Origin of the sequence: Streptomyces sp. NPDC058086 (assembly GCF_042885015.1) — a bacterium.
In the GTDB taxonomy this organism is placed as follows: Bacteria; Actinomycetota; Actinomycetes; order Streptomycetales; family Streptomycetaceae; genus Streptomyces.
In genome coordinates, this window is sequence record NZ_JBHVST010000011.1 from 98,133 (window position 1) to 122,690 (window position 24,558).

Genomic DNA, 24,558 nt, shown 5'->3' on the forward strand with positions numbered 1-24,558 from the left:
GCCTCCAGCTGTCGCAGCCACGGGGTTCCTTCGGCTGTTTCGGCGGTGAGAGGGACGGCCCCGGGGCGGCGGGATGTTTGGCGGCTTGTTGCCGCCCAGCGGCCGGTCAGCGCTTGTTGGCGCTGGTGGCGAGGGAGCGCAGGGCCACGGCGGCGATGGCCACCGGCACGGCCGTGACGCCGAGGAGCGCGGTCAGGGCGATTTCGACGACGACGGCGGCGACCGCGCCCACGTCCGGGCTGAGGGAGTGGTGGCCAACGGAGAGCACCGGTGCGTGGGCGTGGTGGGTGCTGAGGGCGTTCGAGCTGGTCGGGCAGCTTGGGGCGCAACACGGCATACCTCCTTTTTCAGCCACGGCCTGGAGGGTATCGAGTCCGGAGCCCTACCTTGCGGACGGTGACCTATGACGTCACCTTCGCCCGCCGCCACCCAGGCCGCACCCTTCTGGAGACGTCGTCGAGGGGATCTGGTCCAGCCTGCGGCGAACCAGCCTGGCCAACGTCGCCTTCGCCGATTACACGCACCTGGTCACCGCAGTCCCCCGGGGCCTACGCCAGATCCAGTGCCGGCCCACCATCTTCACCGGCTGCCTCATCGGTAGAGGCCTCGCCATTAGCCCTGGCGACATCACGCATTAATCGTCAGTAGGCAGGGCGATCACCGGGTCCGGTGCCGCTGCAGCGGCACCGGGACGGTCGCCTGGAGCGTGGCGGCTGTCGCGATAGTCCTCAGTTCGGTGATCTGTCGCTCCAGAGCTCCGTTATGCGAACCGTCTACCTGCTGGGCGCTTTCATCGAATCCGCCGACAGCTGATCGCCGACGGGTCGTCGGCCGGGTGCGAGTATGCATTCGACTAACTCGGGCGGATCGGGCTGACCCCGGCCGCGGCTTCGGTCCGCCCCGTCAGCCGCCGGTTCTGCTCCTGCAGCTCTTCGTTGCGGAGACCGAAGACCTGTATCTGGTTCGCGTAGATCTTGTTGGTCCCTTCCAGCTCACGGATCCGCCGGCGAGCGGCAACTCAGCAGACTCGCTCGACGGCGTTCCCGCTCGCCGCCCGTTGTCGATGGCGTCTTGCCGCAACCACTTCGACAACGTGACGGGATGGATGCCGAGCTCTACTGCTGTCTGTTTGGCCTGCTTGCCGGCGCGGATCAGCGCGATGGCGCGCGCCCGGAACTCCGGAGGATAGGGACGAGGCATGGCTGCCAGCCTTCCGTGAAGGGCTGTCAGTTAGCCACCAGAACTGGAACCCCAGGGGTGGGGCAGGTCAACCTGTCACCCAACCCTGCAGCAGACCCCCGAGGTTCACCGACGCGCATAGTCCAGGTGCAGTGCCTGGGCTATGCCAAGCGCCAGCTCCCGAGCCGGAGGGCGCCAATTGGAGCAGTCCAGCGAGATATTTAACTCAATCCCGTAGAAACTTGCCGCATGACGCATGAGGCTGCCTACCGTCGTTATAGGCAACTTGTTCACGGTCGACCTTTCTATGAGGTCGAGGAGATCAAGGAGTTGATGCGTGGAGATAGATGGGCAAGCAGGTTCTTCCGTGGCTTTCACGGGCTGGAGCCAGATGTCATCCGTCAGGTGGAGGAGCTCCAGCAGGCCGCAGATGCGGCATTCATCGTAAATGAAGCTAGCGAACCGTTCGATGATGCTTACCAGGCCGGGCTCTACCTTCATCTCCAGCCCTATGAATTCTGGTCACGCGACGAGAATAAACTCTATCGCGGCCAACGCGACTCTACTTGGACCACTACGGCAAGCCTATTTCGCCCAGGGCCCGTAAGCGCGCCATTACGCCATAGTCGTCTAACCTCACTGGCTGGAACCTTGGCCATAGAACTGGGGCTAGATGAAAGGCATGCCTTCGCGGCCGCTCAACACTACTCGGGCGAAGCGATTATCCCGGGCGGTCTTGGCTCTGTGGGCACGTGGCTGCTTGACATCACCTGGAACCCTTACATTGCGCTTTCAATCGGAACACATGGGGGGCAGACGGGTGATTTGGGAGTAGTTTCTCTGCTATGGGTAAGCGAATGGAAAGGCAAGGCTGGAACGATTGCGCCTCTTGACACCTTGACTCTCAACCTCACCCGCCCCCGTCAACAAGAGGCTGGCTTCATCGACTCCGCCTTCCCTGAACTATTCGATGACTATATCCCATTCCGTCTATTCTTCAAACAAAAGGCTGGTTTGGAATTCAGTGACCCCGATCTCGGGGCATGCAGGTCGAATATCTACCCCCCGGACGATGAAGCTTGCCATGTGGTGCGACGCTGGGCATATCGAGAGCTCGCAGAAGGTAAACCTCCAACACCACCCTCCAGTTTGATGCTTCCACCCAAAGCCTTGAGGGTAACGCCAGGAATGAACACCTCATGGGTAAGCCCAGAAGTCTTTGTTGCTCTATGCCGCGAATACGTACAGATCCCTAGCCATCTCGATCTGGACTCTCACATTAAGAGGCTTGCTACTTTCCACAGTTGGGCCCGGTTTCTTGACCCAGTAATTAGGGCACGAGGATTTCCATGCGGGCGCCCGGGGTTGGGTGGACTAACACATGGTGCGTGTGTTGCCGAGAATCGAGTCAGAGCGGGGAAGCCTCCATCATTGGTCGCAATGACGTCCCAGTACAACACGCTAGATCGGGCCATTCGGCGCCCATTGGCAGAATGGATCGACTCCACGTGGGATAGAGGTCCATCTGAACAATCAGCTCTATGGCTCGGGTCTAGCAACGTGGATTCATTCCTCGATTCGTTGGCTTGAGACACTGCCTTAGTTCCATGCCCAATCGGTCCGTGTGGGCTGCCTCGGTCATTGACCGACTATGCACAAGCCAGCGTCCGCCGGAACTGCCGGGTATTGCACGACGTCACCACCGGCGTCTTTTTCTATCGAATTGGGCGCCGCTGCGCGGCCGAATATGACGATATGTGCAGATTTTGCGCTGCCGGGTGACCCGTTCCTCCCACCAAGCCGGAGCGGTCTTCTTGAACATGCGGTGCGGCGGCGTGATCAGCTGGCCGCTGGTCTGGGCGTTCAGCCATTGATAGCCAGCGTCAGCCAGGATGGGCAGCTCGTTTTGTCTGCCGAGCAGTTCCACGAGTCCAGCGTCGCGAGCTTGGGTGACATCGAGGCAACTGCCTGGCTTCAGAGCGCCGCCGGACAATAGCCGCCTTTGGGTATCGGTGATCGTCAGAATCTTCACCGCGTTCTGCTTGCTCTTGCCGGAGGCGTAGCCGTCGCCGCCAGCGCTGGGCATCTCGGGGGCGATAAAGGTGGCCGGGGCCGACCTTCTCACCGACCACGATGCTGAAGGCGACACGGCTGCCTGCGGAGCCAGTGCCGGCTGGTACGGAAGCGCCAGCAGATCGAGTAACACGGCGGATCAGTGTCTCAGTGTTACTTCCTTGAACAGTGATGGCGCATCTAGTGCTGCAGAAGTCCAAGCTGGGAAGCCTCGTCCTTGTAGATGTCTCATGAGACACACCGAACGTAAAGAACAGGCCCACGCCGACCATGTGGCGGGGCTGCCGGGGGTGCTGCGGGGGCGTGCGGTGGGGGCGATCGAGACGACGGGGTTCGCGGAGCCGCAGGACCAGGCCGAGTTCGTACAAAGGGAGGCGGCCGCACGCCACATCTCCGTGACGTCGGCCGTGGCGGGTGAAAGGCGGCGCATCGGCAGTCTCGACTGGCAGGTGCTGTGGCCGCCACCGAGCCCGGCGCCCACCCCGGACGGGCCGAACGACGCCAGCGTCGCCCTCCTCGTACGGTCGGCGGGGCTGCGGCTGCTGTTGCTCGGCGACCTCGAACCGCCGGCGCAGCAAGCGCTGCTGAGATCACCGGCGGCCGGGGAGCTGACGGCCGTGGACGTGCTCAAGGTCGCCCACCACGGCTCGGCCTACCAGGACCCGGAGCTCATACGGAGGGTCGCCCCGCGGCTGGCCCTGATCTCGTGCGGCAGGGACAACCCGTACGGGCATCCCGCGCCCAGCACGGTCGCGGCGCTGCGCGTCGCGGGTGCCGTGGTGCTGCGGACGGACAAGGACGGGGCGCTGGCCGTCGTCGGTGCGGGCGCAGGGCTGAGCGTGGCGAGAGACTGAGGGTATGAATTCCGCACAGGCCGATGCCTACCTCCGCCGGATCGGCGCCCATCACCCCGCGTGGCCCACTTCAGGTGTGCTGCGCGACCTGCACCTGCGCCATCTGAAGGCGGTGCCGTTCGAGAACCTGTCGATCCATCTGGGTGAGGAGATCGTGCTGGAGGAGAAGCGGCTGCTGGACAAGGTGGTGGGCAGGCGCAGGGGTGGCTTCTGCTACGAACTGAACGGGGCGTTCGGGGCGTTGCTCGGGGCGCTGGGCTTCGACGTCACGCTGCTCGCGGGGCGGGTGTACGGGGAGGAGGGGCGGCTCGGGATCCCGTACGACCATCTCGCGCTGCGGGTGCGGACGGTGGACGGGGGCGACTGGCTGGCGGACGTCGGGTTCGGGGCGCACAGTCACTATCCGCTGGCTTTCGGGGCGCGGACCGAACAGATGGACCCGGGCGGCACGTTCAGGGTGCTCGAAGCGGGGCCGGACGCGGCGGGGGTGCGGGGCGTCGGCGGGCGGCGGGAGGCCGAGGACCTGGACGTCATCCGGGACGGTGGCCCGCAGTACCGCCTGGAGGTGCGGCCGCGGGTGCTGGGTGACTTCGTCGCCGGGGCCTGGTGGAACAGCACCTCGTCGAAGTCGCATTTCACGCGGTCGCTGGTCTGTTCGCGGGTGACGGAGGACGGAGGGCGGATCACGCTCAGCGGTCGGAAGCTGACGGCGACGGCGCCGGACGGGACGAAAGAGGTGTCGGAACTGGCAACGGACGAGGAGGTGTTGGCGCTCTACCGGGAGCGCTTCGGGATCGAGCTGGACCGGGTGCCGGAGGTGCGGAAGGGCTGAAACCGGTGTACCGGTGGAGCGGTGGAGCGGTGGAGCGGTCGGCGATACATGTGGTGATCGACGCGGTGTCCATCGACACCAACGTGCGGTGTCCATCGACACCAACGTCACGATGCGCGACGACCATCTGAGGTCGGCGGACTTCCTGCACCGGGACGACTTCACGGTGAGCCGGCAGACGATGCTCGCGCGGGGCATCGCGGTGGTCGGAACGAGCGTCAGGACCGAGCGTCAGGACCGAGCGTCAGGACCGAGCTGGACGTGCGGATCGTTGAGAACGGCTGACCCCGGCGTCGGCTCTGTCCGGCGTAGCGGAAAATGTCCTTGTGAGCGATGTGAGACATGTGCTGGTGCTGCCCGACCGCGATGCCGCGGAAGAGGCGGCGGAGGTGATCGGTGACCGGTTCGGGCTCGACGAGGAGCCGCAGCTCGTCAGGGACGCGCTGGCCGGTGAGGACGACGCCGAGGACGTGCAGTGGCTGGTGGTCGTGACGGATCCCGGGGAGCGGCTCGATCCGAAGGAGCTGGACGAGTTCGCGGGGGAGTGGGACGGCTGGCGCGAGGAGCCGTAGTGCTCCGCCGGGGGCGGGGCCGGTCGCGAGGGTTCCCGTGCGGGACGCGTTGTCAGTGGCGCGTGGGATGCTTTCGGTGATGGCCAAGAAGACCGCTCAAGACGACCCTCTCGCCCCCGTCACGCTTGCCGTGGGCCAGGAGGACCTCCTGCTCGACCGTGCCGTGCAGGAGGTGGTGGCCGCCGCCAGGGCCGCCGACGCCGACACGGACGTACGGGACCTCACTCCGGACCAGCTGCAGCCCGGCACGCTGGCCGAGCTGACGAGTCCCTCGCTCTTCTCCGAGCGCAAGGTCGTGGTGGTACGCAATGCGCAGGATCTGTCGGCCGACACCGTCAAGGACGTGAAGGCGTACCTGGGCGCGCCGGCCGAGGAGATCACCCTCGTGCTGCTGCACGCCGGTGGGGCCAAGGGCAAGGGGCTCCTCGACGCCGCGCGCAAGGTGGGGGCTCGGGAGGTGGCGTGCCCCAAGATGACGAAGCCTGCGGACCGGCTGGCGTTCGTGCGCGGCGAGTTCCGGGCGCTCGGGAGATCGGCCGCGCCGGAGGCGTGCCAGGCGCTGGTCGACTCGATCGGGAGTGATCTGCGAGAGCTGGCGTCCGCGGTGTCTCAGCTGACCGCGGATGTCGAGGGGACGATCGACGAGGCCATTGTCGGGCGGTACTACACCGGGCGGGCCGAGGCGTCGAGCTTCACCGTGGCCGACCGGGCCGTGGAGGGGCGGGCCGCGGAGGCGTTGGAGGCGTTGCGGTGGTCTCTGTCGACCGGGGTCGCGCCCGTCCTGATCACCAGTGCGTTGGCTCAGGGGGTGCGGGCGATCGGGAAGCTGTCCTCCGCGCGCGGGGGGCGGCCGGCCGATCTTGCCCGTGAGCTGGGGATGCCGCCGTGGAAGATCGATCGGGTGCGGCAGCAGATGCGGGGGTGGACGCCGGACGGTGTCGCGGTTGCCCTGCGGGCGGTCGCCGATGCCGATGCCGGGGTGAAGGGCGGGGGAGATGATCCCGAATACGCGCTGGAGAAGGCGGTCGTTGCGATCGCTCGGGCGGCTCGGTCTGGTCGGGGCTAGCGCGCGGCTGGGCTGAACCCGGGTTATTTCGCCCTCGCCGCCCCTACCCTCCCCCCAGCTCTCGGTTTCGCTCGAGCAGGGGGACCCCCCCCATCATCCGCAACCTGGGGACTCCGCCCCCAGGCCCCCGGGGTGTGTTCCTCGGCTGCGAGCCGGTAGGGGCCGGTCGCGCAGTTCCCCGCGCCCCTGGGGGCGGGGCTTCGCCCCGAGTTCCCTGCCCACGCCAAAGGCCCCGCTCGCCCTCCTGGGGAAGGAGGGGGACGGGGCCCTTGGGTCACGATGGTGGATCCACGCCCGCGTGGCGAACGCAGGCCGCGCGTGGGTCCGGGGGTGCCGGTCAGGAGCGGAAGAGAGGGCCCGCTTGGTCCTTTCCGGCGGTCAAGTCAGGGGTTGAGCCCGATGGGGCCCAGCCGACTCAGCCCTTGAGGGAAGCGACCTTCGAAGCAAGCGCCGACTTCTTGTTGGCGGCCTGGTTCTTGTGGATGACGCCCTTCGAGACGGCCTTGTCGAGCTGGCGCGACGCAGCGCGCGTGTACTCGGTGGCCTTCTCGACGTCACCCGCGGCAGCGGCCTCGCGGGCCTTGCGGATCGCGGTCTTCAGGGAGGACTTGACCGACTTGTTGCGCAGTCGAGCCTTCTCGTTGGTCTTGATCCGCTTGATCTGGGACTTGATGTTCGCCACGAATGAGCCTTTACAGGTTCAGGCGCGCGAGACAGCACGTCTCACTCGCCGTTTGATTTCCTTGGGTGTGTGCCTCCTGCAGAGAGGGCACGAGACACAGCCACCCAGGCTACCAGTAGCCGCACGACCGGCCCAAACCGGTCGCAGCTCCCCACCCGTGGGACCATGGAGCCTACGTATCGATCCGACCCGAGGCGACAGGCGCCTCAAGAGACAGGACCCTGCGTGCCCGCGACCCCTAACAATGTGCCCGAGCCGAGCCGTACCGCCCCGGCTCTGATCCGCAATTTCTGCATCATCGCGCACATCGACCACGGCAAGTCCACGCTCGCCGACCGCATGCTCCAGCTGACCGGGGTGGTCGAGCAGCGCCAGATGCGTGCTCAGTACCTCGACCGTATGGACATCGAGCGCGAGCGCGGCATCACGATCAAGTCCCAGGCGGTCCGGCTGCCCTGGGCCCCGACGGAGGATCCGGGCAACACCCACATCCTCAACATGATCGACACCCCCGGGCACGTGGACTTCACGTACGAGGTGTCCCGGTCGCTGGCCGCCTGCGAGGGGACCGTTCTCCTCGTCGACGCCGCCCAGGGCATCGAGGCGCAGACCCTCGCCAACCTCTACCTGGCGATGGAGAACGACCTCAAGATCATCCCCGTACTCAACAAGATCGACCTGCCGGCCGCCCAGCCGGAGAAGTTCTCCGAGGAGCTCGCCAACCTCATCGGCTGCGACCCCGATGACGTGCTGAAGGTCTCCGCCAAGACGGGGCTGGGTGTCGAGGCCCTGCTCGACAAGGTGGTCGCCGAGATCCCCGCCCCGATCGGCGTCCAGGATGCCCCCGCTCGCGCGATGATCTTCGACTCCGTCTACGACTCCTACCGCGGTGTCGTGACCTACGTACGTGTCATCGACGGGCAGCTCAACAAGCGTGAGCGGATCCGGATGATGTCCACCGGAGCGACCCATGAGCTGTTGGAGATCGGCGTCTCGTCCCCCGAGATGACGCCGGCCGACGGGCTGGGCGTCGGTGAGGTGGGCTACATCATCACCGGTGTGAAGGACGTCCGGCAGTCCAAGGTCGGTGACACCATCACCACCCTCAACAAGGGGGCGACCGAGGCGCTCGGCGGGTACAAGGACCCCAAGCCCATGGTCTTCTCCGGGCTCTATCCGCTGGACGGGTCCGACTACCCCGAGCTGCGCGACGCCCTCGACAAGCTGCAGCTCAACGACGCCGCGCTGGTCTACGAGCCGGAGACCTCCGCCGCGCTCGGCTTCGGTTTCCGCGTCGGTTTCCTCGGGCTGCTGCACCTCGACGTGATCCGGGAGCGGCTGGAGCGCGAGTTCGGGCTCGATCTCATCGCCACCGCGCCCAACGTGGTCTACCGCGTCCTCATGGAGGACGCGTCGGAGCACGTGGTCACCAACCCGAGCGAGTTCCCCGAGGGGAAGATCAGTGAGGTGTACGAGCCCGTCGTACGCGCCACGATCCTCGCGCCCTCCGAGTTCATCGGCTCGATCATGGAGCTGTGCCAGACCCGGCGCGGCACCCTGCTCGGCATGGACTACCTGTCCGAGGACCGGGTCGAGATCCGGTACACGCTGCCGCTCGCCGAGATCGTCTTCGACTTCTTCGACCAGTTGAAGTCGAAGACCCGGGGTTACGCCTCGCTCGACTACGAGCCCACCGGCGAGCAGACCTCCAGCCTGGTCAAGGTCGACATCCTGCTGCACGGCGACAAGGTGGACGCCTTCTCGGCGATCACCCACAAGGACGCGGCGTACGCGTACGGTGTGCGGCTCGTCGCGAAGCTGCGCGAGCTGATCCCGAGGCAGGCCTTCGAGGTGCCCATCCAGGCCGCCATCGGCTCGCGCGTCATCGCGCGCGAGACCATCCGCGCCATCCGCAAGGACGTCCTCGCCAAGTGCTACGGCGGTGACATCTCCCGTAAGCGGAAGCTGCTGGAGAAGCAGAAGGAAGGCAAGAAGCGGATGAAGATGGTGGGCTCTGTGGAGGTTCCGCAAGAGGCCTTCATCGCCGTGCTGTCCAGCGACGACAGCGGTGGTTCGGCGAAGGGCAAGAAGTAGCCACCTGTTACCCCCGGAATTCGGGCACAATGCGGGCTCGTCGCGCTTCGGCGCGGCGAGCCCGTACGCGTGCGTAGGGTCGCTCTCTGTAGGAAATGACAGTCCGCCGCCTCTTACGCACTGGCCGGACGCGCCTTACTCTGATCTCTGCTCGATAGTTACTCGCGAGTTAAACAACAGCCGAACCAGCCAGCCGCACAGCAACAGTCAGCAGTCGGTCGAGCCAGACGCACGCACTGTCGCGGGCCCCGGAGGATGTCGTGAGCGACACACAGACCCTGATCGAGAACCGTCCGCCGTCCGTGGCGGCCCTCTTCCTGGAGCGCGTGGCGGCTACGCCGAACGCCGAGGCCTACCGCTACCCGGTCCACCCCGCCTCAGGTGAGGGCTCGGACGAGTGGAAGTCGCTGAGCTGGGCGCAGGCCGCCGAGCGGGTTTACGCCGTAGCGGCCGGACTGATCGAACTGGGCGTACAGCCGGAGCAGCGCGTCGCGCTCGCCTCCTCCACCCGGGTCGAGTGGATCCTCGCCGACCTCGGCATCATGTGCGCGGGCGCGGCCACGACGACGATCTACCCGCAGACGAACGCCGAGGAGTCGGCGTTCATCCTCTCCGACTCCGACAGCAAGGTCCTGATCGCGGAGGACGCGGCCCAGCTCGCCAAGGCGCGGGAGAAGCGCGCCGAGCTGCCCGAACTCACCCACATCGTCGTCATCGACCCTGCCGGCGTCGAGACCGGCGACGGGGTGTTCACCCTCGCCGAACTGGAGGCGCGCGGTGCCGCGTACCTGGAGAAGAACCCCGAACTGATCAAGGAGCGCGTCGGCGCGATCACTGCCGACCAGCTCGCCACCCTCATCTACACCTCGGGTACCACCGGCCGCCCCAAGGGCGTGCGCCTCCCGCACGACAACTGGTCGTACATGGCGAAGGCCATCGCCTCGACCGGGCTGCTCGGCCCCGACGACGTGCAGTACCTGTGGCTGCCGCTCGCCCACGTCTTCGGCAAGGTGCTCACCTCCGGTCAGATCGAGGTCGGGCACGTCACCGCCGTCGACGGCCGCGTCGACAAGATCATCGAGAATCTGCCGGTCGTGCAGCCGACGTACATGGCGGCCGTCCCGCGCATCTTCGAGAAGGTCTACAACGGGGTCGCGGCCAAGGCACGGGCCGGCGGCGGCGCCAAGTACAAGATCTTCCAGTGGGCCGCCGAGGTCTCCCGCGAGTACGCGAAGGCCAGCCAGGACAGCTTCCGCCGCACCGGCACAGCCGCCGTGCCCTTCGGGCTGGGCGCCAAGCACAAGGTCGCGGACGCGCTCGTCTTCGCCAAGATCCGTGAGGCCTTCGGCGGCCGGCTGCGCGCCTGCGTCTCCGGCTCCGCCGCGCTCGCCCCCGAGATCGGCTACTTCTTCGCGGGCGCCGGTATCCACATTCTCGAGGGGTACGGCCTCACGGAGTCCTCCGCCGCCTCCTTCGTGAACCCCGGCGAGGCGTACCGCACCGGCACGGTCGGCAAGCCGCTGCCCGGCACGGAGGTGCGCATCGCGGACGACGGCGAGATCCTGCTGCGCAGCCCCGGCATCATGGAGGGCTACCACGGGCTGCCCGAGAAGACCGCCGAGGTCCTCGAAGCCGACGGCTGGTTCCACACCGGCGACATCGGCGAGCTGTCGCCCGACGGGTACCTGCGCATCACCGACCGCAAGAAGGACCTGATCAAGACCTCGGGCGGCAAGTACATCGCGCCCGCCGAGGTCGAGGGCCAGTTCAAGGCCGTCTGCCCCTACGTCTCCAACATCCTCGTGCACGGCGCCGACCGGAACTTCTGCACCGCCCTCATCGCCCTGGACGAACCATCCATCCTGGAGTGGGCGAAGGAGAACGGGCTGGGGGGCAAGTCGTACGCCGAGGTCGTCGCGGCCCCTGCCACGGTCGCTCTCGTCGAGGGGTACGTCAAGGAACTCAACGAGGGGCTCCAGCGGTGGCAGACCATCAAGAAGTTCCGGTTGCTGCCGCGGGATCTCGATGTGGAGCACGGGGAGATCACGCCGAGTCTGAAGTTGAAGCGGCCGGTTGTGGAGCGGGAGTACAAGGGGCTGATTGAGGAGATGTACGCGGGTTCCAGGGAAGCGTGAGGTTGTCTTTCGGCTGCGGAGGGTGGGGGCTGGTCGCGCAGTTCCCCGCGCCCCTAAAGGGCGCGGTTGCCGCTCAGCCCCGCTACCAGGCTCCGCAGTTCTCGGACCTGCCTCCGTAGGTCGGAAAGGTCCGGGGGGTCTTCGGACGACAAGCGCTTCTCCAAGGCCGCAAGCCGCGTGCTGATCTGGGCCGCGTGGGTGTGTTCCTGGGTCAGCAGGCGTTCCAGCTGCTGGTTCTTGCGGTGGAGGTCCAGGAAGACCGTGACCTTGGCGCGCAGGACCCAGGGGTCGAAGGGCTTGGTCAGGTAGTCGGCGGCGCCGGTGGCGTAGCCGCGGAAGGCGTAGCCCGCGTCGGCGTCGGTGCCGGTCAGGAAGATGATCGGGACGTCCTTGGTCTGGTCGAGCCGCTTGATGTTGGCGGCGGTCTCGAAGCCGTCCATGCCGGGCATGCGGATGTCGAGGAGGACGACGGCGAAACGTTGCCTGAGCAGCGCTTTCATCGCCTCCTCGCCCGAACGCGCACGTACGAGCGGCTCGTTGAGGGACCCCAGGACGGCCTCCAGCGCGATCAGGTTGTCCTCCATGTCGTCGACCAGGAGGATGCTGGCGCGCTCGTAGGTCGTTTCCTCAGCGCTCATGGTGACTGTCCTCATTCGGTCGTCGGCGGGGCCGCGGCCTCCTCGGACGATGTGCTCGGCCCCGGAACAACGGATCCTTCGGAGTCGTCCTGCTCCGCGTCGTTCACGCTCTCCGGGTCGAGGAGGGCGCAGACGACCGTGAGCAGCTGATCGACGTCCACCGGCTTGGGTACGTAGTCGTTGGCACCGCGCGCGATGGACTTCTCGCGGTCTCCCGGCATCGCCTTCGCGGTGAGGGCGACGATCGGCAGGCCCGTCCAGCGGGGGGTGCGGCGGATGGCGGAGATCGTCTCGTAGCCGTCCATCTCCGGCATCATGATGTCCATCAGGACGAGTTGCACGTCGGGGTTGCGCTCCAGGGTCTCGATGCCCTCGCGGCCGTTCTCCGCGTACAGGACGGGCATGCCTACGCGGCCCAGGACATGGGTGAGCGCGAAGACGTTGCGGATGTCGTCGTCCACGATCAGCACCCGCCGCCCCGGCAGGACCTGACCCGCCCGGCCGGCCTTCCACGCCTCCAGCTTGGTCGGGGTGGGCCAGGAGTCGTCGGTGTCGTGGGAGGTGTACGGCTCGGTGGACAACTGCTCGGGCACGAGCGGCCGGTCGTCCTCCGGGGCGGGGCCGGTCGCCGTGTGGCCGGGGCTGATGACAGGGACGTACAGCGTGAAGGTGGAGCCCTTGCCGGGGGCGCTCTCCGCGATGATGCGGCCGCCGAGGAGCCCGGCGATCTCCCGGCTGATGGACAGGCCGAGGCCGGTGCCGCCGTACTTGCGGTTGGTGGTGCCGTCGGCCTGCTGGAACGCCTCGAAGATCACCGGGAGTTTCTCCGCGGCGATTCCGATGCCGGTGTCGGAGACGGCGAAGGCGATCACGTCGTCGCTGTTCTCCCGGGTGAAGGCGTGGTCGGGGTCCTTGAGGCGGTTGACGCGCAGTTCGACCCGGCCGGTCGCGGTGAACTTGATCGCGTTGGAGAGCAGGTTGCGCAGGATCTGCTGGAGCCGCTGCTCGTCCGAGTACATCTCCCGCGGTACGTCCTCCCCGACCGCCACCTCGAAGGCGAGACCCCGGTCGAGGGTGAGTGGGCGGAACGTGGCGTGGACGTAGTCGAGGAGTTTGATCAGGGGAAGCTTCTTCGGGCGTACGTCCATACGGCCCGCCTCGATCTTCGACAGGTCGAGGATGTCGTTGATGAGCTGGAGGAGGTCCGATCCCGAGCGGTGGATCGTCGTCGCGAACTGCACCTCCTGGTCGGAGAGATGGCCGTCCGGGTTGTCCGACAGCAGCCGGGCCAGGATCAGCAGCGAGTTCAGCGGCGTGCGCAGCTCGTGCGACATGTTCGCCAGGAACTCCGACTTGTACTGCGAGCTCGTCGCCAGGAGCGCCGCTTTTTCCTCCAGTTCGGCGTTCGAGCGTTGCAGCTCCGCCTGCTGCAACTGGAGTTCGTCCGAGCGGTCCTGGAGCTGGATGGCGAGACGCTGGGACTCGCCGAGCAGGGACTCCGTACGGGAGTTGGCGATGATCGTGTTGATGGCCACGCCGATGGTGTTCACGAACTGGTCGAAGAAGGCCAGATGGACGTCGGAGAAGCGGGAGAAGGAGGCGAGCTCGATCACGCCGAGGAGTTTGTCCTCGAAGAGGATCGGGATGATGACGACGCTGGCGGGGGCGGCTTCCCCCAGACCACTGTTGATCTTGATGTAGTCCGGCGGGGCCTCCTCGACGAGGATCCGCTTCTTCTCGCGGGCCGCCTGCCGGACCAGGCCGTGCACCGGCATGCCGCCCGTGTCGACCGTGGCGCCCTGTGCCGAGCCGTATCCGGCGATGAAGGCGAGTCCCTTGGCGGGGACGGCGGTGTGGAGGGAGGCCCCGTCCTCCTCCGGGTCGGCCAGGAAGAAGGCGCCGTACTGCGCGTTCACCAGCGGGGTCAGCTCGCGCAGGATCAGGTCGGCGACCTCCATCAGGTCCCGGTGGCCCTGCATCAGCGCGGCGAGGCGGGCGAGGTTCGACTCCAGCCAGTCCTTCGCGCGGGTCGTCTCGCGGAGGTTGGCCACCATCAGGTTGATGTTGTCCTTCAGCTCGGCGACCTCGCCCTGCGTCTCCACGGTGATCGAGCGGGACATGTCGCCCTGGGCCACCGCGGAGGCCACCTCGGCGATCGCGCGGACCTGAGTGGTGAGGTTGGAGGCGAGTTCGTTGACGTTGGTCGTGAGGCGCTTCCAGGTGCCGTACACGCCCTCGACCCGTGCCTGACCGCCGAGTTGGCCCTCCGACCCCACCTCGCGGGCGACACGGGTGACCTCGGAGGAGAAGGAGGAGAGCGTGTCGACCATCGTGTTGATGGTCGTCTTCAGTTCGAGGATCTCGCCGCGGGCGTCCACGTCGATCTTCTTCGAGAGGTCTCCCTGCGCCACGGCGGTGGCGACCTGCGCGATGTTCCGCACCTGCGAAGTGAGGTTGTCGGCCATGTAGTTGACATTGTCGGTCAGATCCCGCCAGACGCCGGAGACGCCGAGAACCTGGGCTCGTCCGCCGAGCCGCCCGTCGGTGCCGACCTCGCGGGCCACCCGGGTCACCTCGTCGGCGAAGGCGCGCAGCTGCTCCACCATCGTGTTGACGGTGTCCTTCAGCTCCAGGATCTCGCCGCGGGCGTCGACCGTGATCTTCTTCGACAGGTCGCCGTTCGCGACGGCCGTCGTCACCTGGGCGATGTTGCGGACCTGGGAGGTCAGGTTCAGGGCCATGAAGTTGACGTTGTCGGTGAGGTCCTTCCAGACGCCGGAGACGCCTCTGACCTGGGCCTGGCCGCCGAGGTTTCCCTCGGTGCCGACCTCGCGGGCGACGCGGGTGACCTCGTCGGCGAAGGCGGAGAGCTGGTCGACCATGGTGTTGATGGTCGACTTGAGTTCGAGGATCTCGCCCTTCGCCTCGACCGTGATCTTCTTGCCGAGATCGCCCTGCGCGACGGCCGTGGAGACGAGGGCGATGTTGCGAACCTGCGAGGTCAGGTTGTCCGCCATGAAGTTGACGTTGTCGGTGAGGTCCTTCCAGACGCCGGAGACGCCTCTGACCTGGGCCCGCCCGCCGAGGTTTCCCTCGGTGCCGACCTCGCGGGCGACGCGGGTGACCTCGTCGGCGAAGGCGGAGAGCTGGTCGACCATGGTGTTGATGGTCGACTTGAGTTCGAGGATCTCGCCCTTCGCGTCCACCGTGATCTTCTGGCTGAGGTCGCCGTTGGCGACGGCCGTGGTGACCTGGGCGATGTTGCGGACCTGGGAGGTCAGGTTCGAGGCCATGAAGTTGACGTTGTCGGTGAGGTCCTTCCAGACTCCCGAGACGCCTCTGACCTGGGCGCGGCCACCCAGTTGCCCTTCGGTGCCGACCTCGCGGGCCACACGGGTGACCTCGTCGGCGAAGGCGGACAGCTGGTCGACCATCGTGTTCACGGTGAGCTTCAGTTCGAGCAGCTCACCGGTCGCCTCGACCGTCACCGTACGGGTCAGGTCGCCGCGCGCCACCGCCGTGGTCACCAGGGCGATGTCACGGACCTGGGCGGTCAGCCGGGACGCCATCGTGTTGACCGCTTCGGTCACATCGCGCCAACTGCCCGACAGGCCCTGCACCTTGGCGCGCCCGCCGAGACGGCCTTCGGTGCCGACCTCACGCGCGACCCGGGTCACCTCGCCCGTGAAGAGGGAGAGCTGATCGACCATCTTGTTGACGGCGCGCCCCAACCTCCTCAGATCGCCTCTGAGCTGACGGTTGCCGTCGTGCAGGTCGACCCGTTGGGTGAGGTCGCCGCCGGCCACCGCGTCCAGGACGCGCGTCGCGTTCGCGGCGGGCGCCACCAGGGCGTCGAGCAGCTGGTTCACGTCATTGACGCGGGTCGTCCAACTGCCCTGGCCCGGGCTCGCCGACAGCCGCTCGTCGAGCCGTCCGTGCCGGACCAGCTCCCGTCGTACCCGCTGCACTTCCGTGTTGAAGTGGGTGCTGCGGTCGATGATCTGGTTGAACGCCGCGGTCAGGTCGGCCACCAGGCCGTGCCCCGTCTCCGGCACCTTGGCGAAGTCACCGTCCCGCGCGGCGGTCATCGCGGCGAGCAGCGGACGCAGATCGGACGCCGGGATCCGGCCGTCGTCGAATGCCCGAATCTGTCCGTCTTCGAGCACACGCGTAGCACTGTTCTCACTCATGGCGGCCCACTTCGGTAACTCGGCGCTTATGGGCGTGGCCAGTCTGTCACTCTGTCCGTGTCGCCTGAGGCGTATTCGTCCGAACTGCTCAGGGAGCCGCACAGTGGGGGCCATTCCGACGCAACGGGAGTCGCAACTGGACTCCACGGCGCTTGCCCCTGGTACGCCCGCGCACTACCGCGCGGGTCAGGAAGCCATGGCGCACGCCGCGCTGCCGGGCACTCCGCTCGCGCCCGGCGCCGCCCGCCGCATGGTGCGCGAGACGCTCGCCGACTGGGGGGAACTCGCCCTGCCCGGCGCCGAGATCGTCCGCGAGCGCCTTGCCGAGGACGCCGTCCTGGTCGTCAGCGAACTCGTCACCAACGCCGTCGTGCACGCGGGCACCGACGTCGAGCTGCTGTGCCGACTGGAGATCACCGACGGCGGTGCGGTGGGCGCGGTGGTCGTCGAGGTCTCCGACCACCATCCCTCGCGGGCGGTGCGCGAGGAGTCGGCCGAACGGGCGTACGGCATACCGGAGTACGGGCGGGGGCTGCGGTTGGTCGCCTCCCTGTCGGAGGCGTGGGGGATCACGTATCGGACCGGGGTCAAGACGGTGTGGGCGCGGCTGCCCGTGGACGGGGGGCTGAGCGTCGACGAGGGGCTGGGCGTCCAGGGCGGGCTGGGCGTCGAGAGCGGGTTGGGCGTTGAAGGCGGGTTGCGTGTTGAGAGCGGGTTGGGTATCGAGGGTGAGTTGGGTGTTGAAGGCGGGCTGAGTGTTGGTGGTGGGCTGAGTGTTGGTGGTGGGTTGGGCGTTGAGCATGGGTTGATTGTGGGTGGTGGGTTCGGTGTCGACAGGGGGATGGGTGTCGGGCCGGGAATGACGGACGCCGCGGGACTGTCCGCCGGTTCGGGGTTGGCCGACGGAATCGGACTGCCGGGCGGAATCGGACTGCCAGGCGGGACGGGACTGGTCGGTGAGACGGGGCTGGTCGGCGAGACGGGACCGGCCGGTGAGACGGGGCCGGTCGGCGAGACGGTCGCCCCCGGACCGCGGCAGAGGCCGCGACAGGACGGCGACTGGCTCAACCGCGGCGCCCTCTCCTTCCTCGCCGAGGCCTCCGACCTGCTCGCCGGGCAGCTCGACGAGGACCTCGTCGCCGCGCTCGCCGGACAGCTCCTCGTACCGAGGCTCGCCGACTGGTGTGCCGTATGGCTGGAGGACGAGGCCACCGACCGGGCGGGTGGACTCGGGCTGGCCCTCGGACCCCGGCTCGCCCGGGTCTGGCACGGCAGTGAGAACCGGATCGAGGAGCTGCGGCGGGCCCTGGAGAAGGATCCGCCACGGTTGCCGGACTCGGTGCGGTCCCGGGCGGTGCCGGTGCCCTGGCCGGGGGAGGCGTTAGGACCGGGAGAGGCGTTGGGCACGGGGCAGGTGCCGGGGCAGACGGGGGGCGCGGGCGGGGTGAGCGGGGCGGCGCTCGCGTACCGGCTGATCGCGGGCGGCCGGCCGCTCGGCACCCTCGTCATCGGCCGGGCCGGACTGGCCGCCTTCCCCGACGAGATCACCGGGCTCGTCGAGGACCTCAGCCGGCGGATCGCCCTCGCCATCGGCGCGGCCCGCCAGTACGCCCGCCAGGCCACCATCAGCCGGGTCCTCCAGCGGGGCCTGCTGCCCGGCGCGGTCGCCGAGATCCCCGGGGTGCGCAGTGCCCTCGTGTACGAGCCGCTCGACAAGGGCGGACCCAGCGGTGACTTCTACGACCTGTTCCCCGCGGGCGACGGGCGCTGGTGCTTCGTCCTCGGCGACGTCCAGGGCAAGGGGCCCGAGGCCGCCGTCGTGATCGGCCTCGCCCGGCCCTGGGTGCGACTGCTGGCCCGCGAGGGCTACCACGTCGCGGACGTCCTCGACCGCCTCAACCAGCTCCTCCTCGACGACGCGACGGAGGCGGCGGACGCGGCGGCCCGTGCGCTGGTGGCGGCGGGCGGGCCGGGTCTCGGCCCCGACGAGGGTCCGCAGACCCGTTTCCTCTCCATGCTGTACGGCGAGCTGGTGCCCTTCGAGGGCGGCGTACGCTGCACCCTCGCCTCCGCCGGGCACCCGCTGCCGTTGATCCTCGGCCCCGACGGCGACGTACGGGAGGTGGCCGAGCCACAGACCCTCCTCGGTGTCTTCGAGGACGCGACCTACGTCTCCGAGACCTTCGACCTGTACCCCGGCGACACCGTCCTGTGTGTCACCGACGGGGTGACGGAGCGCCGCAGCGGGCCGCGTCAGTTCGATGACGACGAAGGGCTCGCGGAGGCCCTCGCGGGCTGTACGGGGCTGAGTGCCGAGCTCGTCGCGGAACGGATCCGGCGGCTCGTGCACGAGTTCGGCAGCAAGCCGCCGGAGGACGACCTGGCGTTGTTGGTGCTGCAGGCGGAGTGGGCGGAATAGAGCGAGAAACGGCAGGTGAGCGGCTGGAAAGGGGTACGCGGCCGAGTACGGGACAATGGAAGGCATGCCTTCCGCACTTCCCGACGGTGAGCCCGTCCCCGACGACGGGGCGCTGCCCGCGATCGCCCTGGCCGGAGCCGCCGAGCGCCCCCTCGGTTTCTACCTCCACGTGCCGTACTGCGCGACCCGCTGCGGCTACTGCGACTTCAACACCTACACGGCGACCGAGCTGCGGGGCACCGGAGGCGTGCTCGCCTCCCGCGACAACTACGCGGAGACGCTGATCGACGAGGTCCGGCTCGCCCGGAAGGTCCTCGGCGACGACCCGCGACCCGTCCGTACGGTGTTCGTCGGCGGCGGTACGCCCACGTTGCTGGCCGCCGACGACCTCGTACGGATGCTGGGGGCGATCCGGGACGAGTTCGGGCTCGCGGACGACGCGGAGATCACGACCGAGGCGAACCCGGAGTCGGTTGATCCGCGGTATCTGGAGACGCTCAGGACCGGAGGGTTCAACCGGATCTCCTTCGGCATGCAGAGCGCCCGGCAGCACGTCCTCAAGGTGCTCGACCGTACGCACACCCCCGGCCGGCCCGAGGCGTGTGTCGCGGAGGCGCGTGCGGCCGGGTTCGAGCATGTGAACCTCGACCTGATCTACGGCACGCCCGGTGAGTCCGACGACGACTGGCGGGCCTCGCTCGACGCCGCGCTCGGTGCCGGGCCTGACCATGTCTCCGCGTACGCGCTGATCGTCGAGGAGGGGACGCAGCTCGCCCGCCGTATCCGGCGGGGCGAGGTGCCGATGACGGACGACGACGTGCATGCGGACCGGTATCTGATCGCCGACGAGGTGCTGTCCGGGGCGGGGTTCGACTGGTACGAGGTGTCGAACTGGGCCACTTCCGCCGCCGGGCGGTGCCTGCACAACGAGCTGTACTGGCGGGGTGCCGACTGGTGGGGGGCCGGGCCCGGGGCCCACAGCCATGTGGGCGGGGTGCGGTGGTGGAACGTGAAGCATCCCGGGGCGTATGCGGGGGCGTTGGCCGCGGGGCGGTCTCCGGGGGCGGGGCGTGAGCTCCTCTCGGAGGAGGACCGGCGGGTGGAGCGGATTCTGCTCGAGCTGCGGCTTCGGGAGGGGTGTCCGTTGTCGCTGCTGAGGGTGGAGGGGCTTGCGGCGGCGGGGCGTGCGTTGTCTGAAGGGTTGCTCGAGCCCGGGCCGTACGGCGAGGGGCGGGCGGTTCTTACGTTGCGTGGGCGGTTGCTGGCGGATGCGGTGGTCAGGGACCTGGTGGACTGAGGGGGCTGCGCCCCAGACCCGAGCTGTGTTCTTCTTCCGCGGGCGAGTGGGGGCTGGTCGCGCAGTTCCCCGCGCCCCTGAGGGGGCCGGGGCTCCGCCCCGGATCCCCCGTCCGCCCGGTGGTACTTCGCCTGCGGGCGGGTGGGGGCTGGTCGCGCAGTTCCTCGCGCCCCGGGGGGATCGGGGCTGCGCCCCTGATCCCCCCGGTTGCCTGGAGTTCTTCGGCTGCGGGCCGGTGGGGGTTGCTCGCGCAGTTCCCCGCGCCCCTAAAAGCCTTCAGCCCGTCCGGCGTTTGAGGGCGAGGGAGCGTGTTGTCAGTGCGGGGCTGTGACGAAGTCGATGAGTTCCTCCACTCGGCCCAGGAGCTCCGGCTGCAGGTCCTTGTAGGAGTGGACGCGGGACAGGATGTGCTGCCAGGCGGCGCCGGTGTTCTCGGGCCAGCCGAGGGCGCGGCAGACGCCGGTTTTCCAGTCCTGGCCGTGGGGGACCCGGGGCCAGGACGGGATGCCCACGGAGGACGGCTTCACGGCTTCCCAGATGTCGATGTAGGGATGGCCGAGGACCAGGGCGTGCTCGCTCGTGACCGACGCCGCGATACGGGACTCCTTGCTGCCGGGCACCAGGTGGTCGACGAGGACGCCGAGGCGGGCGTCCGGCCCGGGCGAGAAGTCCGCCACGATCGCGGGCAGGTCGTCGACGCCCTCCAGGTACTCGACCACGACGCCCTCGATGCGCAGATCGTCGCCCCAGACCCGTTCGACCAGCTCGGCGTCGTGGCGGCCCTCCACGTAGATCCGGCCGGCACGGGCGACCCGGGCCCGAGCGCCGGGGACGGCCACCGAACCGGAGGCCGTGCGGGTGGGACGGACGGCGGTGGTGGAGGGGCGGGTGAGAGTGACCACCCGGCCCTCCAGGAGGAAGCCGCGCGGTTCCAACGGGAACACGCGGTGCTTGCCGAAGCGGTCCTCCAGTGTCACCGTGCCCGCCTCGCAGCGGATCACCGCACCGCAGAAGCCGGTAGCCGGCTCCTCGACCACCAGGCCCGGCTCCGCCGGAACCTCCGGCACGGGCTTGGGCTTCTTCCATGGCGGAGTCAGGTCCGGAGAGTACTGGCGCATTCGGATGACGATAGGAGAAGCCCGGCGGCACTCACCGCGACACGCCGAAATCCGACGCGTCGAAACCGGGCGTGGCGAAACCGGGCGTGGCGGAACCCGGCACGCCGAAACGCGCGGCCAACGCGTCCCGCTGGGACCGCACGAACCCGGCGTCCACGACCGCCCCGTGACCGGGCACGTACAGCGCGTCCTCCCCGCCGAGGTCGAGCAACCGGTCGAGGGCCCCGGGCCAGCGCGACGGTACGGCGTCGGGGCCCGCCTGGGGCTCGCCGGACTCCTCCACCAGGTCGCCGCAGAACACCACCGTCGGGTCGCCCGGCACCACGACCACGAGGTCGTGGGCGGTGTGGCCCTCGCCCATCCGCACCAGCAGGACCTCGGTGCCGCCGGTCAGCTCAAGATGCCAGGTACCCCACACGTAGTGCCGGGGAAGCACCAGGGTGTCCGCCGCCTCCTCCGCCGCCCGGGCGTCCAGACCGCACCGCACCGCGTCCGCGTACAGCTCCTCGCGCCCGTGCTCGTACACCTCGGCCGAGCCGCCCGCGACGAGGACCTCCGCGCCCGCGAACGCCGCCGCGCCGAAGACATGGTCGAAGTGGGGGTGCGTGAGCGCGAGGAAGGTCACACGGCGGCCGGCGAGCGTCTGCGCCTCCCCGCGCAACCGTGCGCCCTCCGCGAGGCTCGACCCCGCGTCGACGATCAGCGCCCCGCCCTCGCCCACGACCAGCCCGACCGTGCAGTCCCAGACCGGAAGCCGCCGCCGCCCGACCCGCGGTGTCAGCTCCTCCCACCCGGACTCTTCCCAAGTCACCTTCATACGCCGACGCTAGCGGTGAGGGCGTGGACGGTACGACATCGCGGGCAGGGACGGTGTGACATCACGGGACACGTCGGTGTACGTCCGTGCACCTTGCACAAGATCGCGGGGCCGCCCTTGCCGGGGCCGTACCCACCGGCCGTACACTGGGCCGGGGAATGCTGGCACTCGCACGCGCTGAGTGCCAAGCGAGGCGCCGAGGGGTCGACAGCTGGAGGTGTGCGCGATGCTCAGTGAACGCAGGCTCGAAGTGCTGCGCGCCATCGTCCAGGACTATGTCGGCACCGACGAGCCGGTCGCGGTCGGGTCCAAGGCGCTGACCGAGCGGCACCGGCTGGGGGTCTCCCCGGCCACCGTCCGCAACGACATGGCGGCCCTGGAGGACGAGGGGTACATCGCCCAGCCGCACACCAGCGCCGGGCGGATCCCCACCGACAAGGGCTACCGGCTCTTCGTCGACAAGCTCGCCGGCGTCAAGCCGATGACCGCGCCCGAGCGGCGGGCCATTCAGAACTTCCTGGACGGCGCGGTCGACCTGGACGACGTCGTCGGGCGGACGGTGCGGCTGCTTGCGCAGCTGACCCGGCAGGTCGCCGTCGTGCAGTATCCGTCGCTGACGAGATCGACCGTGCGGCACGTGGAGCTGCTGTCCCTCGCCCCTGCTCGTGTGATGCTCGTGCTGATCACGGACACCGGGCGGGTCGAGCAGCGCATGATCGACTGCCCGGCACCGTTCGGAGAAACGTCTCTCGCGGATCTGCGGGCCCGGCTCAACAGCAGGGTCGCGGGCCGTCGCTTCGCGGATGTCCCGCAGCTCGTGCAGGACCTCCCGGACGCGTTCGAGGCGGAGGACCGGGGTACGGTCGCGACGGTGCTCTCCACTCTTCTGGAGACGCTCGTCGAGGAGACCGAGGAGCGGCTGATGATCGGCGGAACCGCCAATCTGACGCGCTTCGGACATGACTTCCCTCTCACCATCCGGCCGGTGCTCGAAGCGCTGGAGGAGCAGGTCGTGCTTCTCAAGTTGCTTGGTGAGGCCGGGGATTCGAGCATGACCGTGCGAATCGGTCACGAGAACGCGTATGAGGGACTCAACTCCACGTCCGTGGTCTCGGTCGGCTACGGTTCGGGCGGCGAGGCAGTAGCCAAACTCGGCGTGGTCGGCCCGACCCGCATGGATTACCCGGGAACGATGGGAGCGGTACGCGCAGTGGCACGGTACGTCGGACAGATCCTGGCGGAGTCGTAAGTGGCCACGGACTACTACGCCGTACTCGGCGTACGCCGCGACGCGTCCCAGGACGAGATCAAGAAGGCCTTCCGGCGGCTCGCACGCGAGCTGCACCCGGACGTCAATCCCGATCCGAAGACGCAGGAGCGGTTCAAGGAGATCAACGCCGCGTACGAGGTGTTGTCGGACCCGCAGAAGAAGCAGGTCTACGACCTCGGCGGCGACCCGCTGTCCCAGTCGGGCGGCGGCGGTGCGGGCGGCTTCGGCGCCGGTGGGTTCGGGAACTTCTCGGACATCATGGACGCCTTCTTCGGTACGGCGTCGCAGCGCGGTCCGCGGTCGCGTACGCGGCGTGGCCAGGACGCCATGATCCGGCTCGAGATCGAGCTGGACGAGGCGGCCTTCGGCACGACCAAGGACATCCAGGTCGACACGGCCGTCGTCTGCGCCACCTGCAACGGTGAGGGCGCGGCGCCGGGTACCTCGGCCCAGACCTGTGACATGTGTCGCGGTCGGGGTGAGGTGTCCCAGGTCACGCGGTCCTTCCTCGGGCAGGTCATGACCTCCCGGCCGTGTCCGCAGTGCCAGGGCTTCGGGACCGTCGTCCCGACTCCCTGCCCCGAGTGCGCCGGTGACGGGCGGGTCCGGTCGCGTCGCACGCTGACCGTCAAGATCCCCGCCGGTGTCGACAACGGCACGCGGATCCAGCTCGCGGGCGAGGGTGAGGTCGGGCCCGGTGGCGGTCCCGCCGGTGACCTCTACGTCGAGATCCACGAGCTGCCGCACTCCACCTTCCAGCGGCGCGGGGACGATCTGCACTGCACGGTGACCATTCCGATGACCGCGGCCTCGCTCGGCACCAAGGTGCCGCTGGAGACCCTCGACGGTCTTGAGGAGGTCGACATCCGTCCGGGCACGCAGTCCGGGCAGTCGATCCCGCTGCACGGGCGGGGTGTCACGCATCTGCGTGGCGGCGGCCGGGGTGACCTCATCGTGCATGTCGAGGTGACCACGCCGACGAAGCTCGATCCCGAGCAGGAGCGGTTGCTGCGGGAGCTGGCGATACTGCGGGGCGAGGAGCGGCCCACCGGGCAGTTCCAGCCCGGGCAGCAGGGTCTGTTCTCGCGTCTGAAGGACGCGTTCAACGGTCGCTGACGGGTGTTCCTGGGGCTCCGCCCCAGGCTCCCGATGGGGTTCTTCGGCCGCGGGTGGGTGGGGGCTGGTCGCGCCCACGCGGCGGAGCCGCATATGTCACGGTCCCGGGGGCGCCCCCGGGCGCGCGGCCGCCCCGCCCCGCGGGCGCGGCCGGGGGATTATAAAAAAAAGACAGAGCCCCCCCAAGTGTGAAAAGATAAATAGGG

Annotated in this window: 17 protein-coding genes and 2 pseudogenes; 10 read left to right on the forward strand and 9 right to left on the reverse strand. The window is 68.5% G+C overall.

Features of this window, described 5'->3' with window-relative positions; translation table 11 throughout:
• Positions 1–106: 106 nt before the first annotated feature.
• The 4 genes and pseudogenes from ACFVWD_RS11510 to ACFVWD_RS11525 all read right to left on the reverse strand — a co-directional run bounded on the left by ACFVWD_RS11510 (position 107) and on the right by ACFVWD_RS11525 (position 3,385).
• Positions 107–355: a hypothetical protein gene (locus ACFVWD_RS11510; RefSeq protein WP_389595316.1), complete on the reverse strand. Its 249-nt coding sequence runs from the start codon at positions 353–355 to the stop codon at positions 107–109.
• Between the two features lie 638 nt (positions 356–993).
• Positions 994–1,200 (reverse strand): annotated as a pseudogene (locus tag ACFVWD_RS11515) (transposase); the annotation flags it as partial.
• Between the two features lie 105 nt (positions 1,201–1,305).
• Positions 1,306–1,680, reverse strand: coding sequence for a hypothetical protein (locus tag ACFVWD_RS11520; RefSeq protein WP_389595318.1), 375 nt, complete (start codon positions 1,678–1,680; stop codon positions 1,306–1,308).
• A gap of 1,195 nt (positions 1,681–2,875) precedes the next feature.
• Complete coding sequence (locus tag ACFVWD_RS11525) at positions 2,876–3,385, reverse strand: transposase family protein (RefSeq protein ID WP_389595319.1); 510 nt, start codon at positions 3,383–3,385, stop codon at positions 2,876–2,878.
• A 127-nt stretch (positions 3,386–3,512) separates the two neighbouring features.
• On the opposite strand from ACFVWD_RS11525, the pseudogene ACFVWD_RS11530 reads away from it, so the two are divergent.
• The 4 genes and pseudogenes from ACFVWD_RS11530 to holA all read left to right on the forward strand — a co-directional run.
• A pseudogene (locus tag ACFVWD_RS11530) lies at positions 3,513–4,106 on the forward strand (ComEC/Rec2 family competence protein); the annotation flags it as partial.
• A gap of 4 nt (positions 4,107–4,110) precedes the next feature.
• Positions 4,111–4,938: an arylamine N-acetyltransferase gene (locus tag ACFVWD_RS11535; protein ID WP_389595321.1), complete on the forward strand. Its 828-nt coding sequence runs from the start codon at positions 4,111–4,113 to the stop codon at positions 4,936–4,938.
• Between the two features lie 326 nt (positions 4,939–5,264).
• Entirely contained in the window at positions 5,265–5,510 is a 246-nt protein-coding gene (locus ACFVWD_RS11540; protein ID WP_389595323.1) for a hypothetical protein, read from the forward strand.
• Positions 5,511–5,589: 79 nt separating this feature from the next.
• Positions 5,590–6,576, forward strand: a complete 987-nt coding sequence (holA, locus tag ACFVWD_RS11545; RefSeq protein WP_389595325.1) for a DNA polymerase III subunit delta — start codon at positions 5,590–5,592, stop codon at positions 6,574–6,576.
• 415 nt (positions 6,577–6,991) lie between these two features.
• On the opposite strand, the gene rpsT is transcribed toward holA, so the two are convergent.
• Positions 6,992–7,258, reverse strand: coding sequence for a 30S ribosomal protein S20 (gene rpsT, locus ACFVWD_RS11550; protein ID WP_075032712.1), 267 nt, complete (start codon positions 7,256–7,258; stop codon positions 6,992–6,994).
• A gap of 225 nt (positions 7,259–7,483) precedes the next feature.
• On the opposite strand from rpsT, the gene lepA reads away from it, so the two are divergent.
• Positions 7,484–9,352, forward strand: coding sequence for a translation elongation factor 4 (gene lepA / locus ACFVWD_RS11555; protein WP_389595327.1), 1,869 nt, complete (start codon positions 7,484–7,486; stop codon positions 9,350–9,352).
• Positions 9,353–9,612: 260 nt separating this feature from the next.
• Positions 9,613–11,487, forward strand: a complete 1,875-nt coding sequence (locus ACFVWD_RS11560) for an AMP-dependent synthetase/ligase (RefSeq protein ID WP_389595329.1) — start codon at positions 9,613–9,615, stop codon at positions 11,485–11,487.
• 53 nt (positions 11,488–11,540) lie between these two features.
• On the opposite strand, the gene ACFVWD_RS11565 is transcribed toward ACFVWD_RS11560, so the two are convergent.
• Positions 11,541–12,125, reverse strand: a complete 585-nt coding sequence (locus tag ACFVWD_RS11565) for a two-component system response regulator (protein ID WP_389595330.1) — start codon at positions 12,123–12,125, stop codon at positions 11,541–11,543.
• 11 nt (positions 12,126–12,136) lie between these two features.
• Positions 12,137–16,213, reverse strand: coding sequence for a HAMP domain-containing protein (locus tag ACFVWD_RS11570; protein WP_389595397.1), 4,077 nt, complete (start codon positions 16,211–16,213; stop codon positions 12,137–12,139).
• A gap of 205 nt (positions 16,214–16,418) precedes the next feature.
• On the opposite strand from ACFVWD_RS11570, the gene ACFVWD_RS11575 reads away from it, so the two are divergent.
• Together ACFVWD_RS11575 and hemW are read left to right on the forward strand one after the other, a co-directional pair.
• Complete coding sequence (locus tag ACFVWD_RS11575; RefSeq protein WP_389595332.1) at positions 16,419–18,734, forward strand: SpoIIE family protein phosphatase; 2,316 nt, start codon at positions 16,419–16,421, stop codon at positions 18,732–18,734.
• Between the two features lie 64 nt (positions 18,735–18,798).
• Positions 18,799–20,031 carry a radical SAM family heme chaperone HemW gene (gene hemW / locus ACFVWD_RS11580; protein WP_389595333.1) on the forward strand — a complete coding sequence of 411 codons (1,233 nt, stop codon included), beginning with the start codon at positions 18,799–18,801 and terminating at the stop codon, positions 20,029–20,031.
• Positions 20,032–20,345: 314 nt separating this feature from the next.
• Here the strand turns inward: hemW and ACFVWD_RS11585 are convergent, their stop codons facing one another.
• Together ACFVWD_RS11585 and ACFVWD_RS11590 are read right to left on the reverse strand one after the other, a co-directional pair.
• A complete protein-coding gene (locus ACFVWD_RS11585; RefSeq protein ID WP_389595335.1) occupies positions 20,346–21,149 on the reverse strand; it encodes a DUF3097 domain-containing protein in 804 nt (267 codons plus the stop codon).
• 31 nt (positions 21,150–21,180) lie between these two features.
• Positions 21,181–21,966, reverse strand: a complete 786-nt coding sequence (locus ACFVWD_RS11590) for an MBL fold metallo-hydrolase (RefSeq protein ID WP_389595337.1) — start codon at positions 21,964–21,966, stop codon at positions 21,181–21,183.
• 226 nt (positions 21,967–22,192) lie between these two features.
• Here ACFVWD_RS11590 and hrcA point away from each other — a divergent pair, with 226 nt between their 5' ends.
• Both hrcA and dnaJ read left to right on the forward strand, forming a co-directional pair.
• Positions 22,193–23,215 carry a heat-inducible transcriptional repressor HrcA gene (gene hrcA, locus ACFVWD_RS11595; RefSeq protein ID WP_075032705.1) on the forward strand — a complete coding sequence of 341 codons (1,023 nt, stop codon included), beginning with the start codon at positions 22,193–22,195 and terminating at the stop codon, positions 23,213–23,215.
• Complete coding sequence (dnaJ, locus tag ACFVWD_RS11600; RefSeq protein ID WP_067369954.1) at positions 23,216–24,352, forward strand: molecular chaperone DnaJ; 1,137 nt, start codon at positions 23,216–23,218, stop codon at positions 24,350–24,352. It abuts the gene before it with no gap.
• Positions 24,353–24,558: the final 206 nt, after the last annotated feature.

Bases quoted from the DNA above. Each gene is read 5' to 3' on its own strand.
- ACFVWD_RS11535 (WP_389595321.1), top strand. From the start codon at position 4,111: ATGAATTCCGCACAGGCCGATGCCTACCTCCGCCGGATCGGCGCCCAT.
- holA (WP_389595325.1), top strand. From the start codon at position 5,590: ATGGCCAAGAAGACCGCTCAAGACGACCCTCTCGCCCCCGTCACGCTT.
- ACFVWD_RS11565 (WP_389595330.1), bottom strand. From the start codon at position 12,125: ATGAGCGCTGAGGAAACGACCTACGAGCGCGCCAGCATCCTCCTGGTC.
- hrcA (WP_075032705.1), top strand. From the start codon at position 22,193: ATGCTCAGTGAACGCAGGCTCGAAGTGCTGCGCGCCATCGTCCAGGAC.
- ACFVWD_RS11520 (WP_389595318.1), bottom strand. From the start codon at position 1,680: ATGAAGGTAGAGCCCGGCCTGGTAAGCATCATCGAACGGTTCGCTAGC.
- ACFVWD_RS11570 (WP_389595397.1), bottom strand. From the start codon at position 16,213: ATGACCGCCGCGCGGGACGGTGACTTCGCCAAGGTGCCGGAGACGGGG.
- ACFVWD_RS11585 (WP_389595335.1), bottom strand. From the start codon at position 21,149: ATGCGCCAGTACTCTCCGGACCTGACTCCGCCATGGAAGAAGCCCAAG.
- hemW (WP_389595333.1), top strand. From the start codon at position 18,799: ATGCCTTCCGCACTTCCCGACGGTGAGCCCGTCCCCGACGACGGGGCG.
- ACFVWD_RS11590 (WP_389595337.1), bottom strand. From the start codon at position 21,966: ATGAAGGTGACTTGGGAAGAGTCCGGGTGGGAGGAGCTGACACCGCGG.